Origin of the sequence: Nocardia yamanashiensis, from assembly GCF_021183565.1 — a bacterium.
GTDB lineage: Bacteria > Actinomycetota > Actinomycetes > Mycobacteriales > Mycobacteriaceae > Nocardia > Nocardia yamanashiensis.
The window spans coordinates 2768017-2786285 of sequence record NZ_CP089226.1; the positions used below are offsets into that span (position 1 = coordinate 2768017).

Below are 18269 nucleotides of genomic sequence, written 5' to 3' on the forward strand. Positions count from 1 at the left end.
CCGGAATGAGCGGCCCGCCCGGCAGAATGGCGCGCATGGTCGAATCGGTCTCCCCGCAACGCGTGACGCCCCCCGCCACCGGCGCGCCGGAGGCACCGAATCCCACTCCCCCGCAAGCACATTCGTCCCGATTGGCCGCCCTGGACGTGCTGCGCGGCATCGCCATCCTGGGCACGCTCGGCACCAATATCTGGATCTTCACCAATGCCGAAGGGCTGCTGGGCTATTTCGCCCACAGTGACGAACCAGACGGCGCGTGGCTGTGGGCGGAACGGTTCCTGCAGCAGCTGGCACAGGGCAAGTTCCTGGGCCTGCTCACCATCATGTTCGGCATCGGGCTGGCGATTCAGCAGCGTTCGGCGGTCAAGTCGGGGCGACGCTGGCCGGGCGGCTATCCGATTCGCGCGGGCCTGCTGTTCCTGGACGGCCTGCTGAACTTCTTCCTGGTCGCCGAGTTCGATGTGCTGATGGGATACGCCGTCACCGGCCTGGTGGTGGCGTTCGTGCTGGCCACGAGCCCGAAGGCGCAACGCCGCTGGCTGATCGTGGCGGCGAGCATCCATGTGACCATGCTGTCGCTGCTCGCGGTCGCGATGGCCTTCGCCCCCGCCGACAATGCCCCGGCCCGCGAACCCCTGGACCCGAATCCCTATGCCGACGGCTCGTTCTGGGACCTGGTGGTCTTCCGCTGGGAGCATCTGCTGATCTTCCGCCTGGAGCCGATCCTGATCTTCCCCATGTCGATCGCCCTGTTCCTGCTGGGCGCGCGTCTGTACCGCGCGGGCGTCTTCCTCCCCGAGGGCGCGCGAATCCGCAAGCGGCTCATGATCATCGGTTTCGCCGTCGCCGCTCCCCTGGACCTGGCGCTGGGCATGATCGGCGGGGACCTCATCGTGTTCACCCGCTACGGCCTGGCCCCGTTCGTCGCGATGGGCATCCTGGCCCTGGTGGCCGAGGTGTACGTCCGCCGCCCGGCTCCGGGTCTGGTCGGCCGCCGCTTCGCCGAGGTCGGCCGGATGGCGCTGAGCTGCTACATCCTGCAGAACCTGGTCGCGGGCGCCATCTGCTACGGCTGGGGTCTGGGGTTGGCCGCATTGGTCTCCCCGAACGCCCGCGTCCCGTTCACGGTCGGGGTCTACCTGCTGGTTTCGGCGCTCATGCTGGTCTTCGCGCACCTGTGGCTGCGCCGTTTCGAGCGCGGCCCGGTCGAATGGCTGTGGAACGCGAGCTATCGCGCGCTCACCGAACGCCGTCAGCCCGCCGCGGCCTGAGCACCCGCCCGGGCGATCACCTCGGCCACCACGCTGTCACGCGAGAGCGGCACGTCCAGGCTGCGGGCATTGCCCTCGATGAGCGCCAGCACCGATTCGGTGAGGATCCCCTCGACCTGCTCGGAGGTCAGGGTGTCGTCCGAGCGCCAGCTGTTGACCACCCCGTCGACGAACCCGACCATGCCGAATGCCATGGGCCGCGCCCGATTCCGGTCCAGCCCGAAGCGCGCCAGGGTGTCGGCGAACAGATCCGCCAGCTGCCCGCCGATCCGGTCCCGTGCCCCCGCCAGCGCGCTCGAGGAGATGTGCTGCGGATCGGCGGCGGTCAGGAAGCGATGCAGGTTCGGATGCCGTTCCACCCAGCCGACATAGGTCCCGACCGCCCCGCGCACGGCATCGCGCACGGTCCCGTCCGGCCGTAGTCGCGGTAGCAGTTCGGCCAGCAGCGAATCCAGGATGTGCCGGCGGATCGCCTCGTCCAGGTCAGCGCGGCCGTCGAAATGCCGGTACACCACCGGCCGCGGCACGTGTAGGCGATCGGCGATCTGCTGCACCGAGATCTCGATGCCGTTCTCCTCGATCACGGCGGTGGCGGCATCGAGCATGTCGGCCCGCCGCCGCGCTTTGTGCCCGTTCCAGCGGGTACTGCGGCCGTCCTCGGCCTGGTTCTGCTTTCTCGCGCTGATCCCGGTCACGCCGCTCACGATACCCATCCGATCGTTGACCGATACACGGTGTACCACTAATCTGAGTGTAACAGCTTGTATCAGTTATCGAGCGAGGAGCTGTCATGGGCGACAACGCCGTCACCGCCGACACCACAGCCGCACTACTCCCCCGCGAATCCTTCGCCCAGCGCCTGCTGCAGGGTTCGGTGAAGAAGTCCTACGACCCCGTGGTGGATCTGGACTGGGACGCCCCCCTGGATCCGGACAAGCTCTTCCTGCCCGCGGAGGTGATCTCGCTCTACGGCACCGCGCTGTGGGAGCAGATGACGCCCGAGCAGCGCCGCGAACTGTCCCGCCAGGAACTGGCGAATGTGCTCTCGGTGGGCATCTGGTTCGAGAACCTGCTCAATCGCCTGCTGCTGCGCGAGCTGATGGCCAGCGATCCGACCTCACGGCACGCGCACTACACGCTCACCGAGATGGGCGACGAATGCCGGCACATGATGATGTTCGGCAAGCTCATCGACCGGGTGGAGGCACGCCCGTACTGGCCCAATCGCTATGAGCGCCTGACCATCAGCGCGTTGCAGCTGTTCCTGCGCGGGTCGATGGTGTGGGTGGGCGCACTGGTCGGCGAGGAGATCTTCGACGCGATCCAGCGCCGCACCCTCGACGATCCGCAATTGCAGCCGGTGGTGGCGCGAGCCATGCGTATTCACGTGACCGAGGAGGCGCGGCACATCGGTTTCGCCCGTGACGCGCTGGCGCGGCGGGTGCCGGCCATGTCGAAATCCGAACTGGCGTATACGCGCTTGTGTGTGGCGGTGGCCGCGCCGCTGTTCGTGCATCTGATGACGAACTGGCACATGTACAGCCGGGCCGGGATCGAGGACGGGCGTGCGGCCCGCCGGATCGCGCGCGGCAATCCGCACGCGCAGCGCACGCTCGGCACGGGGGCGGCGAATCTCGGTGCGTTCCTGGAGAAGCAGGGCCTGATCGGGCCGCTCGGCAAGCGGATCTGGCGGCGCCGGGGGCTGCTGTGAGGTTCCGGCGGCGGGAACGTGCCCGCGATCGGAGCCGAAGCGCCTTGCGCGGGTGGGATACCGGCGACGGCACCGCCGCGGGGTCATTGGAACCCGAACCCGCGCCGGAGTATTCGGGCCCGGCGCTGCTCGACGCACCGGGACTGGAGCTGTCGGTCACGGTGGCGCTGAGCGGTCATCTGGACCCGACAGACGGCCATTTTCATTGGTACGGGCGAATTTCCGCCCCGGAAACGGCCGATCTGCCCGATCCCGGGCGGGGCCAGATCTTCCTCACCCTGCCCGGCGGCACCCCGGTCGCCGGTCGGCTCCAGGAGCGTGATCCGTGGGGCAATCTGCGGGTCACCGGGATCGGCGCGCCGCCGTTCCCCTTGGCCGAGGACGATATTCCGGCCTGATCGAAGCCGTCAGTCGAGCCCGATCAGGTCGGCCATCGCCTCGACGGAATAGTCGAAGAACGGTTCGGCCGGATCCATGCTCCCCACCAGCTGGCCGAACAGTTCGAAGCTCACCGCGCCGAACAGCTGCGTCCAGGCGATTACGAGGCGCACCACCACCGCGTCCGGTACGCCGGGCGCGAGTTCTTTCGCCACCCCGGCGGCCTGCGCGGCGAGGCGCTCGTCGAGCGTCTCGGACCGCTGGGTCAATTGCCCGCTCTCCCAGGCTCGATGGACGATTCCGAGCACCGTGACCGGCACCCGGGAGGCGTGCGCGATGGTGGCCTGCGGCGCTTGATATCCCGGCACCGGCGAGCCGTACACCAGCGCGTATTCGTGCGGGTGCGCGATCGCCCAGTCCCGTACCGCGTGCGCCACCGCGCGCCATTGCGCGCGCGGTGAATCCGCCTGCGCCGCCGCGGCTTCCACGGCCCCGCCGATGGCGTCGTAGGCCTCGATGATCAGCGCGGTCAGCAGTTCGTCGCGGCTCGGGAAGTACCGGTACAGCGCCGAGGACACCATCCCCAGCTCGCGTGCGATGGCCCGCAGCGAGAGTCCGGGCGCACCGCTGTCGGCCAGTTGCCGGCGCGCGGCGTCGGTGATTTCGCGGGTGATCTCGGCCCGGGCACGCTCCCGGGCGGTCCTGGTGACGCTCATGCGAACAGTGTGCCACATTCCGGATCATCGAAAACTTTCGAGAGCACCGCTCTTGACATGACGGAACCGGCACGTGCACACTGGTCACACCAGAGAGCACTGCTCTCGAATCGGATTCACGAGGAGATCGTCATGGACGCCCACACCGCCGCCACCCGCAATATCGCCCCCACCGGCATCGAGCCGGTCATGAACCGCATGTTCAACCTGCTGCCCAAGCTCGGCATCAGCGTCGCCGGTTCCCGCCTGCTGGCGGTGCGCGGCCGCAAGAGCGGCGAATGGCGCACCACCATGGTGAACGTCCTGACCGCCGAGGACGGCACCCGCTACCTCGTCGCCCCGCGCGGCCACACCCAGTGGGTCCGCAACCTGCGCGTCGCCGGTTCGGGCGAACTGCGCCTGGGCCGCAAGGCCGAACCGTTCACCGCCGTCGAGGTCGCCGACGCCGACAAGGTGCCCGTGCTGCGCGACTACCTGAAGCGCTGGGGCTGGGAGGTCGGCAAGTTCTTCGAGGGCATCACCAAGAACGCCACCGATGCCGAACTGGCCGATATCGCACCCGGCTTCCCCGTCTTTCGCATCGCGTGAACACGATCAGTGGCACACCAGCGCGGAGAAATCGGGCGAATCCCCGCACTGGTGTGCCACTCGTTCAGCGCAGCGTGTCGAGGGATTCGTCGTCGCGGACGACGCGGGCCTTGCCGTCGGCGGTCAGGACGATGGGACGCTGGATGAGGCGGGGGTGGGTGGCGAGGGCGTCGATCCAGCGGTCACGGTCGGCGGGGGTCTTGCCCCAGGCGCGCACGCCCAGTTCCTTGGCCTCGGCCTCGGCGGTGCGGGTGATCTGCCAGGGTTCGAGGCCGAGTTTGCCCAGGACAGCACGGATTTCGTCGGCGGTCGGCGGGTTGTCGAGGTAGCGGCGTTCGACATAGTCGGCACCGGTCTCGTCCAGCACCGCTTTGGCCGTGCGGCTCTTGGAGCACTGGGGGTTGTGCCAGATTTCGGTTACTTCGGATGCCATAGCCGCAGCCTAGGCGGTCGCCCGGGGGCGGCCGCGTTCAGAGCCAGTCGACATGCCAGTGGTAGGGGCGCATCCAGTAGAGACCGGCTTCCGGGATGGGACCGGCCCAGCGCTGCGCGGCTTGTTCGTAATGCCAGCGGTATTCGGGCGCGGGCTCACCCTCGTGGATTTCGCGCAGATGGCGACGCCAGGTGTTGAGCATCGGCGGAACCGCCATCGGATCCTGCCCCGACGCCCAATCCACGCACCGCCCCATGAGGGTGTCGACCGCGTGATTGGCGGCATTGCGATCGCCGGTGCTCAGCGAATGCAGGTACGCGGCAACAAGGTTGTAGGCGATCCCGTCGTGCACGGACGTCTGCCCGTTCTCCAGCGCCCAGATCCCCAGATGTGTCGGCCCCTGCTCGTCGATCCACACCTCGTGCGCCTCGGCCACCCGATTGTCGAAGATCAGCGACATCAGCAGCCCCAGCACCGCTTTCCCCACGATCAGCGGATCCGGCTTCCCACTCGCCATCGAATCATCGATCAGCGCACGATAAGCCGCCGCCGCGATCCCCGGCCGCTGCGCATCCAGCAACGCGTCCGCTGTCTCCCCACCGGCCACCATCTCCGCCGGCGGCTGCGCATGCGGCGTGGCGCTCTCCGGATCACTCCCCGAAACCCGCAGGTACTGGGTCGCATTCGCATCCGCAGGCGACGGCGCGTACGTTCCGGCCAGCGGCGGCGGTATCGCGCCGGGCCCGGTGAACGGCGGCCCGCTCGGCGGCGGACCTCCGAAAGGACTTGCGCCGGCGGGCGGAACAGCGGACGGCCCCGCCGCGGGTATGGCGACGGTGGGAGGTGTGCCCGCCGGTCCCTGGGACGGAATGGCCACGGTCGGCGGAGCGCCGAAAGGATCAGCCGCCGATTCGGGTGCCGCGAATGGACCACGCGGCGGGACGCCGGCCGGACCCGAGTTGGGCGGCGTGGTCGCCACCCCCGGGAAAGGGATGACGACAGCGGACTGCCCGCCGGTCGGCGACTGGATGCCGAAGGAATCGGCGGCCGCCGAGGGCTCCACAGCGGTGAATCGATCCCGCGGATCGAACGAGTCGGCGGGCGCGGGCGAATTAACGGCGACATGCGGATCGGGACCCTCGGGTGAATCCGCAGGCGCATAAGGATCCACGGCGGCGAAAGGATTCACGACAGCGGGCGAGTCTGCGGCAGCGAAACCGTTTTCAGCGCCGAAGGACTCCGCCGCAGCGAAACCGTCCACCGCATCGAAGGGTCGCGCGGCAGCGGAACCGTTCCCGGCACCGAAGGATTCCCCGGGAGCGAAACCGTCCACAGCACCAAGGGGTTCGGCCGGGGCGAAACCGTCCACAACACCAAGGGGTTCGGCCGGGGCGAAACCGTCCGCAGTACCGCGGGGTTCGGCCGGGACAGCAGGGTTCGCGGAGGCGAGGGGGTTTGCCGGGTTGAACGGGTCTGCCGGAGCCAGGGGGTTTGCCGGGGCGAAAGGATCGGCGTTTGCGAAGGAGAGCGGGGCGGGGGGTGTGGCGTTGACGGCGGCGGCGTGGTCCAGGTATTCGAGTGCTACGCGGGCGAATTCGATGTCGTGGCTGGTGAGCCAGGCACGGCCGGAGCGTAGGAGGTCGATGAGGTCGGGGCCGGCGCCGTGTTCGATGGCGGCGCAGACGCCGTAGTAGCCGTAGGCGCGGTATTCGTCGTAGCCGTCGCTTTCGGCGACCAGGAGGCGGGCGTAGCGGCTGGCCAGGTCGTGGCGTTCGATATCACCGAGCAGGGTGCAGGCGGTCATGGCGGCCATCAGGACTTCGCCGTGATCGGCGTGGGCGCGGCGTAGTTCGATGCAGCGGTCGGCCATGGTGACGGCGCTGTCGGCGCGGTCGAGCTGGGTGGCGGCCTCCACGGCCATGGAGTACATGCTGGCCATGGTGGCGGGCGGGATGTCGGCGGGGAAGCGGGCGGGGCCCTGTTCGGCGATCCGCAGGGCCTGCTCGAATTCGCCTGCGGCGAAGGCGGACCGGAAGCGGTAGGAGACGATCCAGCCGTAGTCCTTGGGGTCCGGTGGCGCGGTGAGCCCGTCGTCGAATGCCGTCAGCCTGGCCAGCGCGTCCGGTGCGCGGCCCGCGTCCAGCATGCCGCTCGCCTCGTTCATCACCTCGACGAACGCATTTCGATCCACAGCCTCCACGCCTTCCCACATCATTCAGGCCCGGATCGTATGGCGCACTGCCAGACCGCCGGGCCCAGTGAGGGCAAGGTCATAGTTTGGAAACCCGCGGTATGACCGCGGGCCCGCCGATAATGCCCCGCCCCAACGTAATTGCACCTTACCGGCGTCCGCCAGGGTGCTGCCAACGAGCGGGTCTGCGTGTTGCGTTCGCCGGTGGCGTGGGGTTCGGGCCGCGCCACCGGTGTGCGTGCGCAACGGTTTTCAGCCCGGAACCTTGTCCAGGAAGCCCTGCACGCGGCTGATCCGCCCATCGGCCAAGGTGATCACGTCGAAGCCGATCACCAGGGGTTCGTCCGCGCCCGGCGCGCCGAGGGTCCAGGTGAACCGGGCGATGTCGTGGTGCCCGTCCACCGGCCCGAGCCCGAATCGCAGTCCGGCGAACTGGGCTTGCGCGCCGGCCACCATCGAGTCGATGGCGTCGGCGCCGGTCAACTGGGCCAGCGGGTCGGTGAATTCGGCGTCGGCCGTGTACAACTCGTCGATCAGCGCTTTGCGCTTGCCGGCGTCCTGCTCGTTCCAGGTGTCGATGTAGCGCTGGGCCATGTTCTCGTATTCGCTCATGTACCAAGCATCTTCGCCGCGGCGCACGGAAGCGATTACGCGTCAGGTAAAGCTTCCGGAGACGGCCGTCACAGCCAGTCGATGACCCAGCGCGAGGGGTGTGACCAGTAGAGGGGTCCCAGCGGCGCGGTGTATCCCAGCCGCTGTTCGGCCGCCTCGACCTGCGCGAACACCTGCGGCGGCGGGGCGTCGTCGTAGATCTCGGTGAGATGCCGCCGCCAGTTGGTCAGCATGCGCACCACGACCTCGGGTTCGCGCGCGACGGCGTATTCGGTGCAGTTCGCCATGATGGTGTCCACGGCCCGGGTCGCGGCGGCCTTGTCCCCCGAGGACAGCGAGTGCAGGTACGCCTCGATCAGCCGGTAACCGATGAGATCGTGCGCCGAGGTCTGTCCCTGCTCCAGCGCCAGCGTGCCGATCTTGGTGCCGGGCCCGTCGTCCACCCACACCTCGAACGCTTCGCGCACCCGATTGTCGAGGATCAGCGCCTGCAACAGCCCGAGCAGTGATTTGCCCATGATGAGCAGATCCGGCCGGCCGGTGGCCAGGGCGTCGGCGATGAGCGCCCGGTAGGCCGCCTCGGCCCGCGCCGGTTGTCCCGCCGCGAGGAGTTCGTCGGCGTATTCTCCCGCCGCGCACTGCTCGGCGGGCGGCTGCTGCGCCATCGGAGCCGCCTGCGGGCCCTGTCCGGGCGCGAACCGCACCCCGCTGACCCGGTCGACCGCCTCGGCCCGCTCCCGCAGCGCCGGGAAGCTCTCGATGAACCCCAGCGCCGCCTGCGCCTGCTGATTCTCGCTCCCGCGCAACCATTCCCGGCCCGCCAGCAGCACGTCCATCACCTCGGGATCGTGCTGTTCGGCCACCAGCTCGCACAGCTGCTGATACCCGTGCGCCCGGTACCGCTCGAACCCCTCGCCCGCGTTAACCAGCAGCATCGAGTACCCCCGCGCCAGGTCGCGCCGCCCGATCCGCCCCAGCAGCGTCCCCGCCGTCATGGCCGCCATCAGCACTTCCTCGCGCTGATTCTGGCTGCGGCGCAGCTCGATACACCGATCCGCCATCCGCACCACCGCGTCCGGCTGCCCGAGCCGCGCGGCCGCTTCCATGGCCTCGGAGTACATGGTCCCCACCACCGGCGCGGGCACATCGGCCGGGAACCGTTCGGGTCCGTGCTCGGCCAGCCGCAGCGCCCGCGCGTAATCCCCGGTCTCGAATGCGCCGCGGAACCGGTAGTAGTGGATCCACCCGTAATCCTCGGGCGGCAGCGGCGATTCCAGCCGCGCGTCATAGGCATCGAGCAGCGCCAGCGCTTCCGCCGCCCGGCCTGCCTGCAGCAGCTGCGTCGACTCCGTCATGACGGCGACGAACTTCTCGCGATCCACGCGCGCACTCCCCTCCGGTCGAACCACGGAGTCTAGGGCACGACCGGATCGGCGGGCGATCTACACGTCGAAGTACAGCTCGAATTCGTAGGGGTGCGGGCGCAGGTTGATTTCCGCGATTTCGGTGTCGCGTTTGATCCGGATCCAGGTGTCGATCAGGTCCTCGGTGAAAACGCCGCCCTGGGTGAGGTATTCGTGGTCGGCTTCGAGCCGGTCGATGACGGCGCCGAGGCTGCCGGGGGTCTGGGTGACCTCGGCCGATTCCTCGGGGGTGAGTTCGTAGAGGTCCTTGTCGATGGGGATGGCGGGCTCGATTTTGTTCATGATGCCGTCGAGTCCGGCCATCATCATGGCGGCGAAGGACAGGTAGGGGTTGCCGGAGGAGTCCGGGCAGCGGAATTCCAGCCGTTTGGCGTACGGGTTCGCGCCGGTGACCGGGATGCGCACCGCGGCGGATCGATTGCGCTGGGAGTAGACGAGATTCACCGGCGCTTCGTAACCGGGCACGAGGCGTTTGTAGGAATTCACCGTGGGATTGGTGAAGGCCAGCAGGGACGGCGCGTGATGCAGCAGCCCGCCGATATAGTGGCGCGCCAGATCGGAGAGCCCCGCGTAGCCGGCTTCGTCGTAGAACAGCGGCGTGCCGTCCTTCCACAACGATTGGTGCACATGCATTCCCGAGCCGTTGTCGCCGAAAAGCGGTTTGGGCATGAAGGTCACGGTCTTGCCGGACTCCCAGGCGGTGTTCTTGATGATGTATTTGTAGAGCATCAAATCGTCGGCGGCGGCCAGCAGCGTATTGAATTTGTAATTGATTTCGGCCTGTCCGGCGGTGCCGACCTCGTGGTGGCCCTTCTCCAGTTCGAATCCGGAGACCATGAGGTTGGTGCACATCCGGTCGCGCAGGTCCACATCGTGGTCGTACGGCGCGACCGGGAAGTATCCGCCCTTGGGTCGGATCTTGTAGCCGCGGTTGATGGTCCCGTCCGGGTTCAGCGCCGACCCGGTGTTCCAGTCCGCCGAGGCCGAATCCACCTCGTAGAACGCCTTGTTCATGCTGGTGTCGTAGCGCACCGAATCGAAGATGTAGAACTCGGCCTCGGGCCCGAAGTAGGCGGTGTCGGCGAGTGCGGTGGAGCGCAGATATTCCTCGGCCTTGCGCGCCACATTGCGCGGATCGCGGCTGTAGGCCTCGCGGGTGTGCGGATCGTGCACGAAACAGTTGATGTTCAAGGTTTTCGCGGCCCGGAACGAATCCAGTTGCGCGGTGCGCAGATCCGGCAGCAGCAGCATGTCCGATTCGTGGATGGCCTGGAATCCGCGCACCGACGAACCGTCGAAGGCGATGCCGTTGTCGACCAGATCGTCGCCGAACATACTTGCAGGAATGGAGAAGTGCTGTTGCACGCCGGGGACGTCACAGAACCGGATGTCGACGTATTCGACTTCCTCGGTGTCGATGTAGTCCTGCACTCCGCTGGTAGTAGGTGGGATCACTGTGGGGCTCCTCGTACAGCCGCACCGCTGCCCGATCGGACGGCCCGGTCGGGGTCCGGTGTCCTCTTCGTGCAATTCACGATACGTCCGACGCATGATCAAGATTCCCGAATCGGACCGGGCCACAGCCTTTGTCACTGTGCACAAATCGCCCCGGGCAGATCTTGCTCATTGCCACTTACCGCAAGCGGACTTTGTGCGGTGTGCTGTATGACACCACGGGGCCGTGGCGGCCCCGCCCACGCATGAGCCAGAGGTAGGTCGTGAGTTCATCCATGGCGGCGCAGCCCGCGCCCGCAGCGGCGGCACAGCCGGCGCCCCGCACCCTGTGCGAGGCGTTCCAGTCCAATGTGACCCGGTATCCGGACGCGGTCGCGCTGCGCACGCTGGGCGGGGCGGTGGCGATCACCTGGGGCGAGTACGGGCGGCGGGTGCGGGCCATCGCGACCGGGCTGGCGGCGCGGGGCATCGGCGCCGGGGACACCGTGGCGCTCATGATGACCAACCGGCCGGAATTCCATCTGGTCGATACCGGCGTGCTGCACACCGGGGCCACGCCGTTCTCGGTGTACAACACCAATCCGGTGGATCTGCTGGTCTACCAGTTCGGCAATGCGGGCAACAAGGCGGTGATCTGCGAGCAGCAGTTCGCGCCGCAGGTGCTGGCGGCGGTGGAAAAGGCGGCGGCGCAGGGGATCACGGTCGAGCACGTGATCTGCGTGGACGGCGCGCCGGAGGGCACCGTGCCGCTGGCCGACATCGAGGCGACCGAGGCGGCGGACTTCGATTTCGACGCGACGTGGCGCGCGGTCGATCCGCAGAGCGTGCTCACCATCGTCTACACCTCCGGCACCACCGGGCCGCCCAAGGGCGTCGAGCTCACCCACGTGAACTTCCTCGAGAACGCCCGCGTGGTGGACGAATTCGGCGGCGGCACCCCGGCCGATCGCGTGGTGTCCTACCTGCCCGACGCGCACGCCGCCAATCGCTGGGTGGCGCACTATCTTTCGCTGATCTCCGGCGGCCAGATCACCACCAGCCCCGATCTCAAGCAGGTCGCCGCAGCCCTGATCGAGGTCCGGCCCACGGTCTTCCTCGGGGTGCCGCGGGTGTGGGTGAAAGTCAAAGCGGCGCTGGAGGAGAAGCTCGCGGACGAGAGCCCGGTCAAGCGGAAGCTGGTGGGCTGGGCCATCGCGACCGGGCGCGCCCGCGCCCGCGCGGTCTCCGACGGCCGCGCCCAGGGCGTGCTCGACAAGGTGCGGTATCGCGTGGCCGATCGCCTGGTGCTCTCGTCCATCCGGGCCCGCCTGGGCCTGGACCAGGTGCGCATCGCCGTCACCGGATCCGCGCCGATTCCCAAGGACACCCACGAGTTCTTCCTGGGTCTCGGTCTGCCGTTGTGCGAGGGGTACGGCATGACCGAATGCACCGCGGCGGCGACGCTGGGCCGCCCGGACCGCATCAAGATCGGCACGGTGGGCACGCCGGTGCCGGGCGCGCAAGTCCGCATCGCCGAGGACGGGGAGGTCCTGGTGCGCGGGCGCATGGTCATGCGCGGCTACCGCAACGCCCCCGACAAGACGGCCGAGGCCGTGGACGCGGACGGCTGGCTGCACACCGGCGATATCGGCGAACTGGACGCCGAGGGGTTCCTGAAGATCGTCGATCGCAAGAAGGAACTCATCATCAGCGCGCACGGCAAGAACATGTCGCCGACCAATATCGAGAACACCGTCACCGAGAGCACGCCCCTCGCGGGCACGGTGGTGGCGATCGGCGAGGCCCGCCAATACAACACCGCGCTCATCCTGCTGGATCCGGATCTGGCCGCCGCCTTCGCCGAACGCCATCAGCTACCGGACCGCAGCATTGCCGCCCTGGCCGCCGACCCGACCGTGCTGAAAGCCCTGCAAGAGGGCATCGATGCGGCCAATGCCAAGCTCTCGCGGGTGGAACAGATCAAGAAGTTCGCGGTGCTGCCGGAGGTGTGGAATCCGGGATCGGACTGCCTCACGGCCACCGGCAAACTCAGGCGCAAACCCATAGCTATTGCCTATGCGGATACTATCGAGGCGCTGTACAGGTAGTAGGAGAGTTGATGCAGGCACGAACCCGGGACCGGGCGCTCGAGGAGCTGTACCGGCGTGCGGTCGTGGTGCGGGACGAATTCACCAGCGTGCTGCCGCCCTACCGCACCCTGCCGCAGCGATTGGTGGAGAGCGGATTCGAACGCGGCATCAAGCTGAACGTCGAGCTCTACTTCGACTATGTGCGCAGCGGCGTGACCCCCTCCCACGACGACACCCGCGAACTGGTGGAGATCGCGCTGGGCCGGGTGCGCGACGGCGAACCCCTCGAAGAGGTGCTGGGCCGCTACCGCTACGGCGCGGAATTCATCTGGACGCGCCTGCGGGTCGCGGCCGACGAGACCGAACGCGAACTGCTCACCGACGCCGCGCTCTCGCTGCTGCAATACGTGACGCTGGTGACCGAGCGCATCGCGACCGCCTGCCTGCAACGAGCGCACGATCCGCGCTGGGAACTGCTGGATCGCCGCCGGGCCATCGCCGACGCGCTGCTCACCGGGCGCGATCCGATCGAATGGGCCGAGGAACCGGCCATCGCGGTCCCGGACGCGGTGCTCATCGCGGTGTTCCGGCTCGGCGGCGGGCGCGGCACCGACACCAGCGAGCTGCGCCATCGCATCGAGGCGATTCCCGGGGTGTTCCTGCGCCTGGACAGCGGCGGCTGGACCGCGCTGCTGCCGCTGCAACCCGGCGACGATGGCACCGCCACCACCGCCGCGCTCGCCGCCCGCCTGCCCGCCGCCGTGCCCGGGCAACCCGAGCGGCCCGCGCCGTTCTGGGTGGGCGTCACCGCAGCCCCCACCCGCGCGGCGATTCCCGAACAGTTCGCCGAGGCCCGCATGCTCGCCGAACTCGGCCGCTGCCTGGATCGTTCGCAGATCGTGTGCCGGCGCGCCGATCTGATGTTCGAGTACACGGTCGCGGCGGGCGGTACCGCGCGGGCCGGGCTGGCGGCGGTGCTGGCCCCCCTCGACGCGCAGCCGCTGCTGGCCGAAACCCTGGAAGTGTTCGTGGACACCGGTTTCAACCAGCTGGCCACCGCGCGGCTGCTCACCATCCACCGCAATACGGTCACCTACCGGCTGGCCCGCGTGCACGAACTCACCGGCCTGGACCCGCATCGCCCCACCGATGCCATGACGCTGTCGGCGGCCCGCATCGCCCGCCGGCTCGAGGCCGCGTCCTTCACGCCGTAGCCCGTTAGGCAAGTGCACAATTCGCTCGCGCGCAGTCTTGGCGATTGCCGATGGCGGCACGCCAGGGCTGTGCGGTGTGCTGAATCCCGACGACGAGGTCGGCCCGCGACGCCGTGCGAACGGTGGTGCGCGGCGGCCTCCCGACCGATCCGCAGAGGTAGATCTTGAGAAGCAAGCCCAGGCCGCCGCGTCGCTGCCGAGTCGCGCCACTGGCGATCGCCGGATTCTCCGTGCTCGCCCTGACCGTGTCGGGCACGACGTCCGCCCACGGCGCACCGGTGTTCGGCCCGGTGCCGGACGCGCCCGCGAATTTCGGCCTGCCCGCCGGCTACCAGCCCACGCCCGCCAGGTACGGGGTGGAATATCAGCTGGGACAGGTGGTTTCGCTCTCCGACGGCACCCAGCTGCAGACCGAGGTGCGATATCCGACCGATCCGGCGACGGGGCAGCGGGCGGCCGGGGAATTCCCGGTGGTCGTCAACTTCACCACCTACGGCGCGGTCACCAGCGCGCTCACCGCCGCGATCACAAGCGTCATCGACGAACTGCACATTCAGCTGCCGGATCAGCTGAAGGACGCGCGCCGCATCATCAATCAGGCCACCTCCATGCAGGACGTGCTGGTGCGGCACGGCTATATCGAGGTGACCGCGGACGTGCGCGGCACCGGCGGTTCCACCGGGGCGTGGAGCCCGGCGTCCAAGCAGGACGGCAAAGACGGTGCCGAACTGGTGGATTGGGCGGCCAAGCTGCCCGGCTCCAATGGCAAGGTCGGCATGTACGGGTATTCGTTCCCGGGCCTGTCGGCCATGCGGACCGCCGAAACCGTCGGCCCCGGTTCGCCGTTGAAGGCGATCGTGCCGTACGCGGTGCCCAACAACATCTTCGACGAGGTGCTCAATCAGGACGGCATGATGAGCCCGCTGCTGCTCACCGTCATCTCGCTGATGGTGCCGTACATGAGCCTGATCGGGCCGTTCCTGAGCGCGACGGTGACCCCGCAGCTGTTCCTGAAGTCGCTCGGTGATCATCTCGCGGCGCTGGTGGGCCAGGACAGCACGGTGAAGCTGCTGATCGACGCCTACACCGGTGGGCGCACCGCCTACGACAACGAGTTCTGGCAGGATCGCCGGTTCGAGACGGGGCTGCGCAATCTGGTCGACAACGGCATCGCCATGTATCAGGTCGACGGGTGGTGGGATCTGTATCAGGAAGGCGCGGTGCGCAATTACGCGCAATTGCAGAACCTGGCCGCCGGGCGCGACCAGTTCGGGCCGATGGCCGCCGATCAGAAAGCCGACGGCCGCTACCAATTGCTCATGGGCCCTTGGTATCACGTCGGCCTGGGGGTGGGGCCGGGGTCGCGGATGGACACCGATCAGATCACCCTGGCCTGGTTCGACCGGTGGCTCAAGGACATCGACAACGGCGTGGACCGGACCGACAAGCCGCTGCACGTCATCGATGCCGGCAATCATGCCGCCGATACCGCCCGCTACCCGTTCGAGCAGGCCGCCGTACAGCAGCGCTGGTTCGACGGCGACCGCCTGACCGCGGCCCCGCCCGCCGCCGCGGACGCCTCGGATCACTTGGCGTACACCGGAATCGACAATATCTGCAATCGTGAGACGCTCGGCCAGTACACGGCGGGCCTGCTGGACTTCGTGTTCCGGGTCTTCACCGTCTCCAACCCGTGCACCGAATGGGTGCAGGGGCCGACCGCCGGGCTGAAGTACACCATGGATCCGGTGACCGAGCCGACCATGCTGGCCGGGCCGTCGAGCGTCTCGCTCTACACCTCCTCCACCGGCACCGATGCCGCCTTCCAGGTGTGGCTCGACGATGTGGCTCCCGACGGGACGGCCGTGAACATCACCGGCGGTGCGCAATTGGCGAGCCAGCGCACGCTGAACGAGCAGAAGACCTGGCGCAGCGCCGACGGCGCCATCTACGCGCCCGAGCACACGGTGCTGAAGGAGAACGAGCAGCTGCTCGTTCCCGGTGACGTGGTGAAGCTGGACATCAAGCTGCGGCCCACCTTCTACCGTCTCGAGCCGGGCCACGCGCTGCGGCTGCGCATCACCAGCGGCACGTTCCCCTCGACCATTCCCAATCCCGCGGATCTGGGCCGCCTGCTGGGCACTTCGCAGCAGATCCAGCGGAATGCGGTGTACCCGTCCAGTCTGGTGGTCCCCCTCGCACCGGCGGGCGAGTTCACCCACTGACCCCCGGGGAACCGGGAACCGGTGGCACGGCCGGTCGCCGCGGCCGTGCCACCACCCCCGGGAAATTGTCTCAGACAATTCATTGACACCCGGGCGCGCGACGGCACAAGCTGGACTCGACCCGATGGTCCGAGACAGGGAGTGCCGCAGTGTCGCCGCAGATTTCCGAACCCATCCAGCGCACCGTCCGCAATGGCGAGGTCGAGCTCGCCGTCTACGAATACGGGGTGTTCGACGGCCCGACGCTGGTGCTGGTGCACGGCTGGCCCGATACGCACCGGCTGTGGGACAACCTGCTCCCCCGCCTCACCGATCGCTTCCATGTGGTCGGCTACGACGTGCGCGGGCACGGCGGCAGCACCGATCCGGGCGATCACCGCGGGTTCCGGATTCCGGAGCTGGCCAAGGATTTCCGCGCGGTCATCGATGCGGTGAGCCCGGATGAGCCGGTGCACGTGCTGGCCCACGACTGGGGTTCGGTGACGGTGTGGGATGCGGTGTGCGAACCGGACGCGGAACTGCGGGTGGCCTCGTTCACCTCGGTGTCCGGACCGAATCTCGATCACGCGGGCCTCTGGGCGCGGCGGCGGTTCGCGCGGCCGACGCCGGGCAATCTGGCCGGACCGCTGTCGCAATTGGCTTCGGTCGCTTATCAATTCGCGTTCATGACGCCGGTGGTGCCGGGTGCGGTCATGCGGCTCGGTGGCGAGCGGATGTTCCGGCTCGGGTTGCGGCTGGCGCAGGGCACGCCCATGGACCGGGTGACGCTGGCCGAGACCTTCCCCGACGATGCCGCCAACGGTTTGCAGATCTATCGCGCCAATCTGGTGGTGGGCAAGGTGCTTTCGGCGCGGGAACGGCGCACGAAAGTGCCGGTGCAGTTGATCGTGCCCGCATACGATCCGGCGGTGCGGCCCGCGGTGTTCGACGACGAAGCCGAATGGACCGAGCGGCTGTGGCGGCGGGATCTCAAAGCCGGTCACTGGGTGCCGTATTCGCATCCCGAGGCCCTCGCCGGCGCGGCGATCCAGCTCATCGACGCGGTGTCCGGCCAGGAACCCGCGCGTGAGCTGCGGCGCGCCGAAGTGGGCCGTCCACGAGGCCGGGCATTCGAAGATCACCTGGTGGTGGTGACCGGAGCCGGATCGGGCATCGGCCGCGAAACCGCCCTCGCCTTCGCCCGCCTCGGCGCGGAGGTCGTGGTCTCCGATATCGATCCCGCCGCCGCACGCGAAACCGCCTCGCTCATCGCCGAATTCGACGGTCTCGCCTACCCGTACGCGCTCGACGTGGCGAACGAAGCCGCGGTCGAAGCCCACGCCGAGGAGATCGCGGCCGTGCACGGCGTGCCCGATGTGGTGGTGAACAATGCCGGTGTCGCGCAGGCGGCCCCGTTCCTGCGGACGCCCAGCGCCAGTTTCAAACGCGTCATCGACATCAACTTCTTCGGTGTCGTCCACGGCTCGCGCGCCTTCGGCAAGTTGATGGCCGAGCGTGGATGGGGCGGGCACATCGTGAACGTGTCCAGCATGGCCGCCTACACCCCACAGCAGGGCTTCAGCGCGTATTCGACCAGTAAGTCGGCGGTCTTCACCTTCTCCGATTGCCTGCGCGCGGAATTGGCGGCCGACGGCATCGGCGTGACCACCGTGTGCCCGGGGATCGTGCACACCAATATCGTGCGCACCACCGAGTTCTCCGGGGTGTCGGCCGAACAGCAGGACCGGCGGCAGCGGATCTTCGACCGGCTCTACCGGATGCGCAGCTATCCGCCGTCGAAGGTCGCCGGAGCGATAGTCGCCGCGGTGCAACACAATCGAGCGGTGGTACCGGTCACGCCGGAAGCCTGGGCCGCGTACTACGGCACCCGGCTGACCCCGCCCAGCCTGCTGCGGTTCGGCATCGCCCGAGCCCGCCTGGCCTGAGCTGAGTGAACGCCGCGCAGGCCCCCTGCACCCACGCGGCGTCCCATCACACCGGAT

15 protein-coding genes are annotated in these 18269 nt (G+C 68.4%); 8 read left to right on the forward strand and 7 right to left on the reverse strand.

Annotated features, from left to right (window positions below; genetic code table 11):
* Positions 1-35: 35 nt before the first annotated feature.
* Positions 36-1271: a DUF418 domain-containing protein gene (locus tag LTV02_RS13480; protein ID WP_233040339.1), complete on the forward strand. Its 1236-nt coding sequence runs from the start codon at positions 36-38 to the stop codon at positions 1269-1271.
* Here LTV02_RS13480 and LTV02_RS13485 read toward each other — a convergent pair.
* Positions 1253-1966 (reverse strand): TetR/AcrR family transcriptional regulator, encoded by a 714-nt coding sequence (locus LTV02_RS13485; protein WP_233040340.1) that lies wholly within the window; start codon positions 1964-1966, stop codon positions 1253-1255. The genes LTV02_RS13480 and LTV02_RS13485 overlap by 19 nt on opposite strands.
* 95 nt (positions 1967-2061) lie before the next feature.
* Here LTV02_RS13485 and LTV02_RS13490 point away from each other — a divergent pair, with 95 nt between their 5' ends.
* Positions 2062-2982, forward strand: coding sequence for an AurF N-oxygenase family protein (locus LTV02_RS13490; RefSeq protein ID WP_233040341.1), 921 nt, complete (start codon positions 2062-2064; stop codon positions 2980-2982).
* Positions 2983-3026: 44 nt separating this feature from the next.
* The gene (locus LTV02_RS13495) at positions 3027-3380 is read left to right on the forward strand and encodes a DUF4873 domain-containing protein (RefSeq protein WP_233040342.1); all 354 of its coding nucleotides are present in this window, start codon (positions 3027-3029) and stop codon (positions 3378-3380) included.
* 9 nt (positions 3381-3389) lie between these two features.
* On the opposite strand, the gene LTV02_RS13500 is transcribed toward LTV02_RS13495, so the two are convergent.
* On the reverse strand, positions 3390-4076 hold the full coding sequence (locus LTV02_RS13500) for a TetR/AcrR family transcriptional regulator (protein ID WP_233040343.1): 687 nt from the start codon (positions 4074-4076) through the stop codon (positions 3390-3392).
* A gap of 132 nt (positions 4077-4208) precedes the next feature.
* Here LTV02_RS13500 and LTV02_RS13505 point away from each other — a divergent pair, with 132 nt between their 5' ends.
* Positions 4209-4664 carry a nitroreductase family deazaflavin-dependent oxidoreductase gene (locus tag LTV02_RS13505; protein ID WP_233040344.1) on the forward strand — a complete coding sequence of 152 codons (456 nt, stop codon included), beginning with the start codon at positions 4209-4211 and terminating at the stop codon, positions 4662-4664.
* A gap of 64 nt (positions 4665-4728) precedes the next feature.
* Here the strand turns inward: LTV02_RS13505 and LTV02_RS13510 are convergent, their stop codons facing one another.
* The 5 genes from LTV02_RS13510 to glnA all read right to left on the reverse strand — a co-directional run bounded on the left by LTV02_RS13510 (position 4729) and on the right by glnA (position 10779).
* Complete coding sequence (locus tag LTV02_RS13510; protein WP_233040345.1) at positions 4729-5097, reverse strand: arsenate reductase family protein; 369 nt, start codon at positions 5095-5097, stop codon at positions 4729-4731.
* A gap of 37 nt (positions 5098-5134) precedes the next feature.
* On the reverse strand, positions 5135-7288 hold the full coding sequence (locus LTV02_RS13515) for a hypothetical protein (RefSeq protein ID WP_233040346.1): 2154 nt from the start codon (positions 7286-7288) through the stop codon (positions 5135-5137).
* A gap of 252 nt (positions 7289-7540) precedes the next feature.
* The gene (locus LTV02_RS13520) at positions 7541-7900 is read right to left on the reverse strand and encodes a nuclear transport factor 2 family protein (protein ID WP_233040347.1); all 360 of its coding nucleotides are present in this window, start codon (positions 7898-7900) and stop codon (positions 7541-7543) included.
* 68 nt (positions 7901-7968) lie between these two features.
* Positions 7969-9282, reverse strand: coding sequence for a hypothetical protein (locus tag LTV02_RS13525; RefSeq protein ID WP_233040348.1), 1314 nt, complete (start codon positions 9280-9282; stop codon positions 7969-7971).
* Positions 9283-9342: 60 nt separating this feature from the next.
* Positions 9343-10779 (reverse strand): type I glutamate--ammonia ligase, encoded by a 1437-nt coding sequence (gene glnA / locus LTV02_RS13530; RefSeq protein ID WP_269821626.1) that lies wholly within the window; start codon positions 10777-10779, stop codon positions 9343-9345.
* A 275-nt stretch (positions 10780-11054) separates the two neighbouring features.
* Between glnA and LTV02_RS13535 the strand changes: the two genes are divergently transcribed.
* The 4 genes from LTV02_RS13535 to LTV02_RS13550 all read left to right on the forward strand — a co-directional run bounded on the left by LTV02_RS13535 (position 11055) and on the right by LTV02_RS13550 (position 18212).
* Positions 11055-12866, forward strand: coding sequence for an AMP-dependent synthetase/ligase (locus tag LTV02_RS13535; protein WP_233041566.1), 1812 nt, complete (start codon positions 11055-11057; stop codon positions 12864-12866).
* Between the two features lie 11 nt (positions 12867-12877).
* The gene (locus LTV02_RS13540; protein WP_233040349.1) at positions 12878-14062 is read left to right on the forward strand and encodes a PucR family transcriptional regulator; all 1185 of its coding nucleotides are present in this window, start codon (positions 12878-12880) and stop codon (positions 14060-14062) included.
* A gap of 230 nt (positions 14063-14292) precedes the next feature.
* Positions 14293-16287 carry a CocE/NonD family hydrolase gene (locus LTV02_RS13545; RefSeq protein WP_233040350.1) on the forward strand — a complete coding sequence of 665 codons (1995 nt, stop codon included), beginning with the start codon at positions 14293-14295 and terminating at the stop codon, positions 16285-16287.
* Between the two features lie 149 nt (positions 16288-16436).
* A complete protein-coding gene (locus LTV02_RS13550; RefSeq protein WP_233040351.1) occupies positions 16437-18212 on the forward strand; it encodes an SDR family oxidoreductase in 1776 nt (591 codons plus the stop codon).
* Positions 18213-18269: the final 57 nt, after the last annotated feature.

Excerpts from the sequence above, each read along its gene's own strand:
- LTV02_RS13480 (WP_233040339.1), top strand. The coding sequence starts at position 36 with ATGGTCGAATCGGTCTCCCCGCAACGCGTGACGCCCCCCGCCACCGGC.
- LTV02_RS13490 (WP_233040341.1), top strand. The coding sequence starts at position 2,062 with ATGGGCGACAACGCCGTCACCGCCGACACCACAGCCGCACTACTCCCC.
- LTV02_RS13500 (WP_233040343.1), bottom strand. The coding sequence starts at position 4,076 with ATGAGCGTCACCAGGACCGCCCGGGAGCGTGCCCGGGCCGAGATCACC.
- LTV02_RS13505 (WP_233040344.1), top strand. The coding sequence starts at position 4,209 with ATGGACGCCCACACCGCCGCCACCCGCAATATCGCCCCCACCGGCATC.
- LTV02_RS13510 (WP_233040345.1), bottom strand. The coding sequence starts at position 5,097 with ATGGCATCCGAAGTAACCGAAATCTGGCACAACCCCCAGTGCTCCAAG.
- LTV02_RS13520 (WP_233040347.1), bottom strand. The coding sequence starts at position 7,900 with ATGAGCGAATACGAGAACATGGCCCAGCGCTACATCGACACCTGGAAC.
- LTV02_RS13535 (WP_233041566.1), top strand. The coding sequence starts at position 11,055 with ATGGCGGCGCAGCCCGCGCCCGCAGCGGCGGCACAGCCGGCGCCCCGC.
- LTV02_RS13540 (WP_233040349.1), top strand. The coding sequence starts at position 12,878 with ATGCAGGCACGAACCCGGGACCGGGCGCTCGAGGAGCTGTACCGGCGT.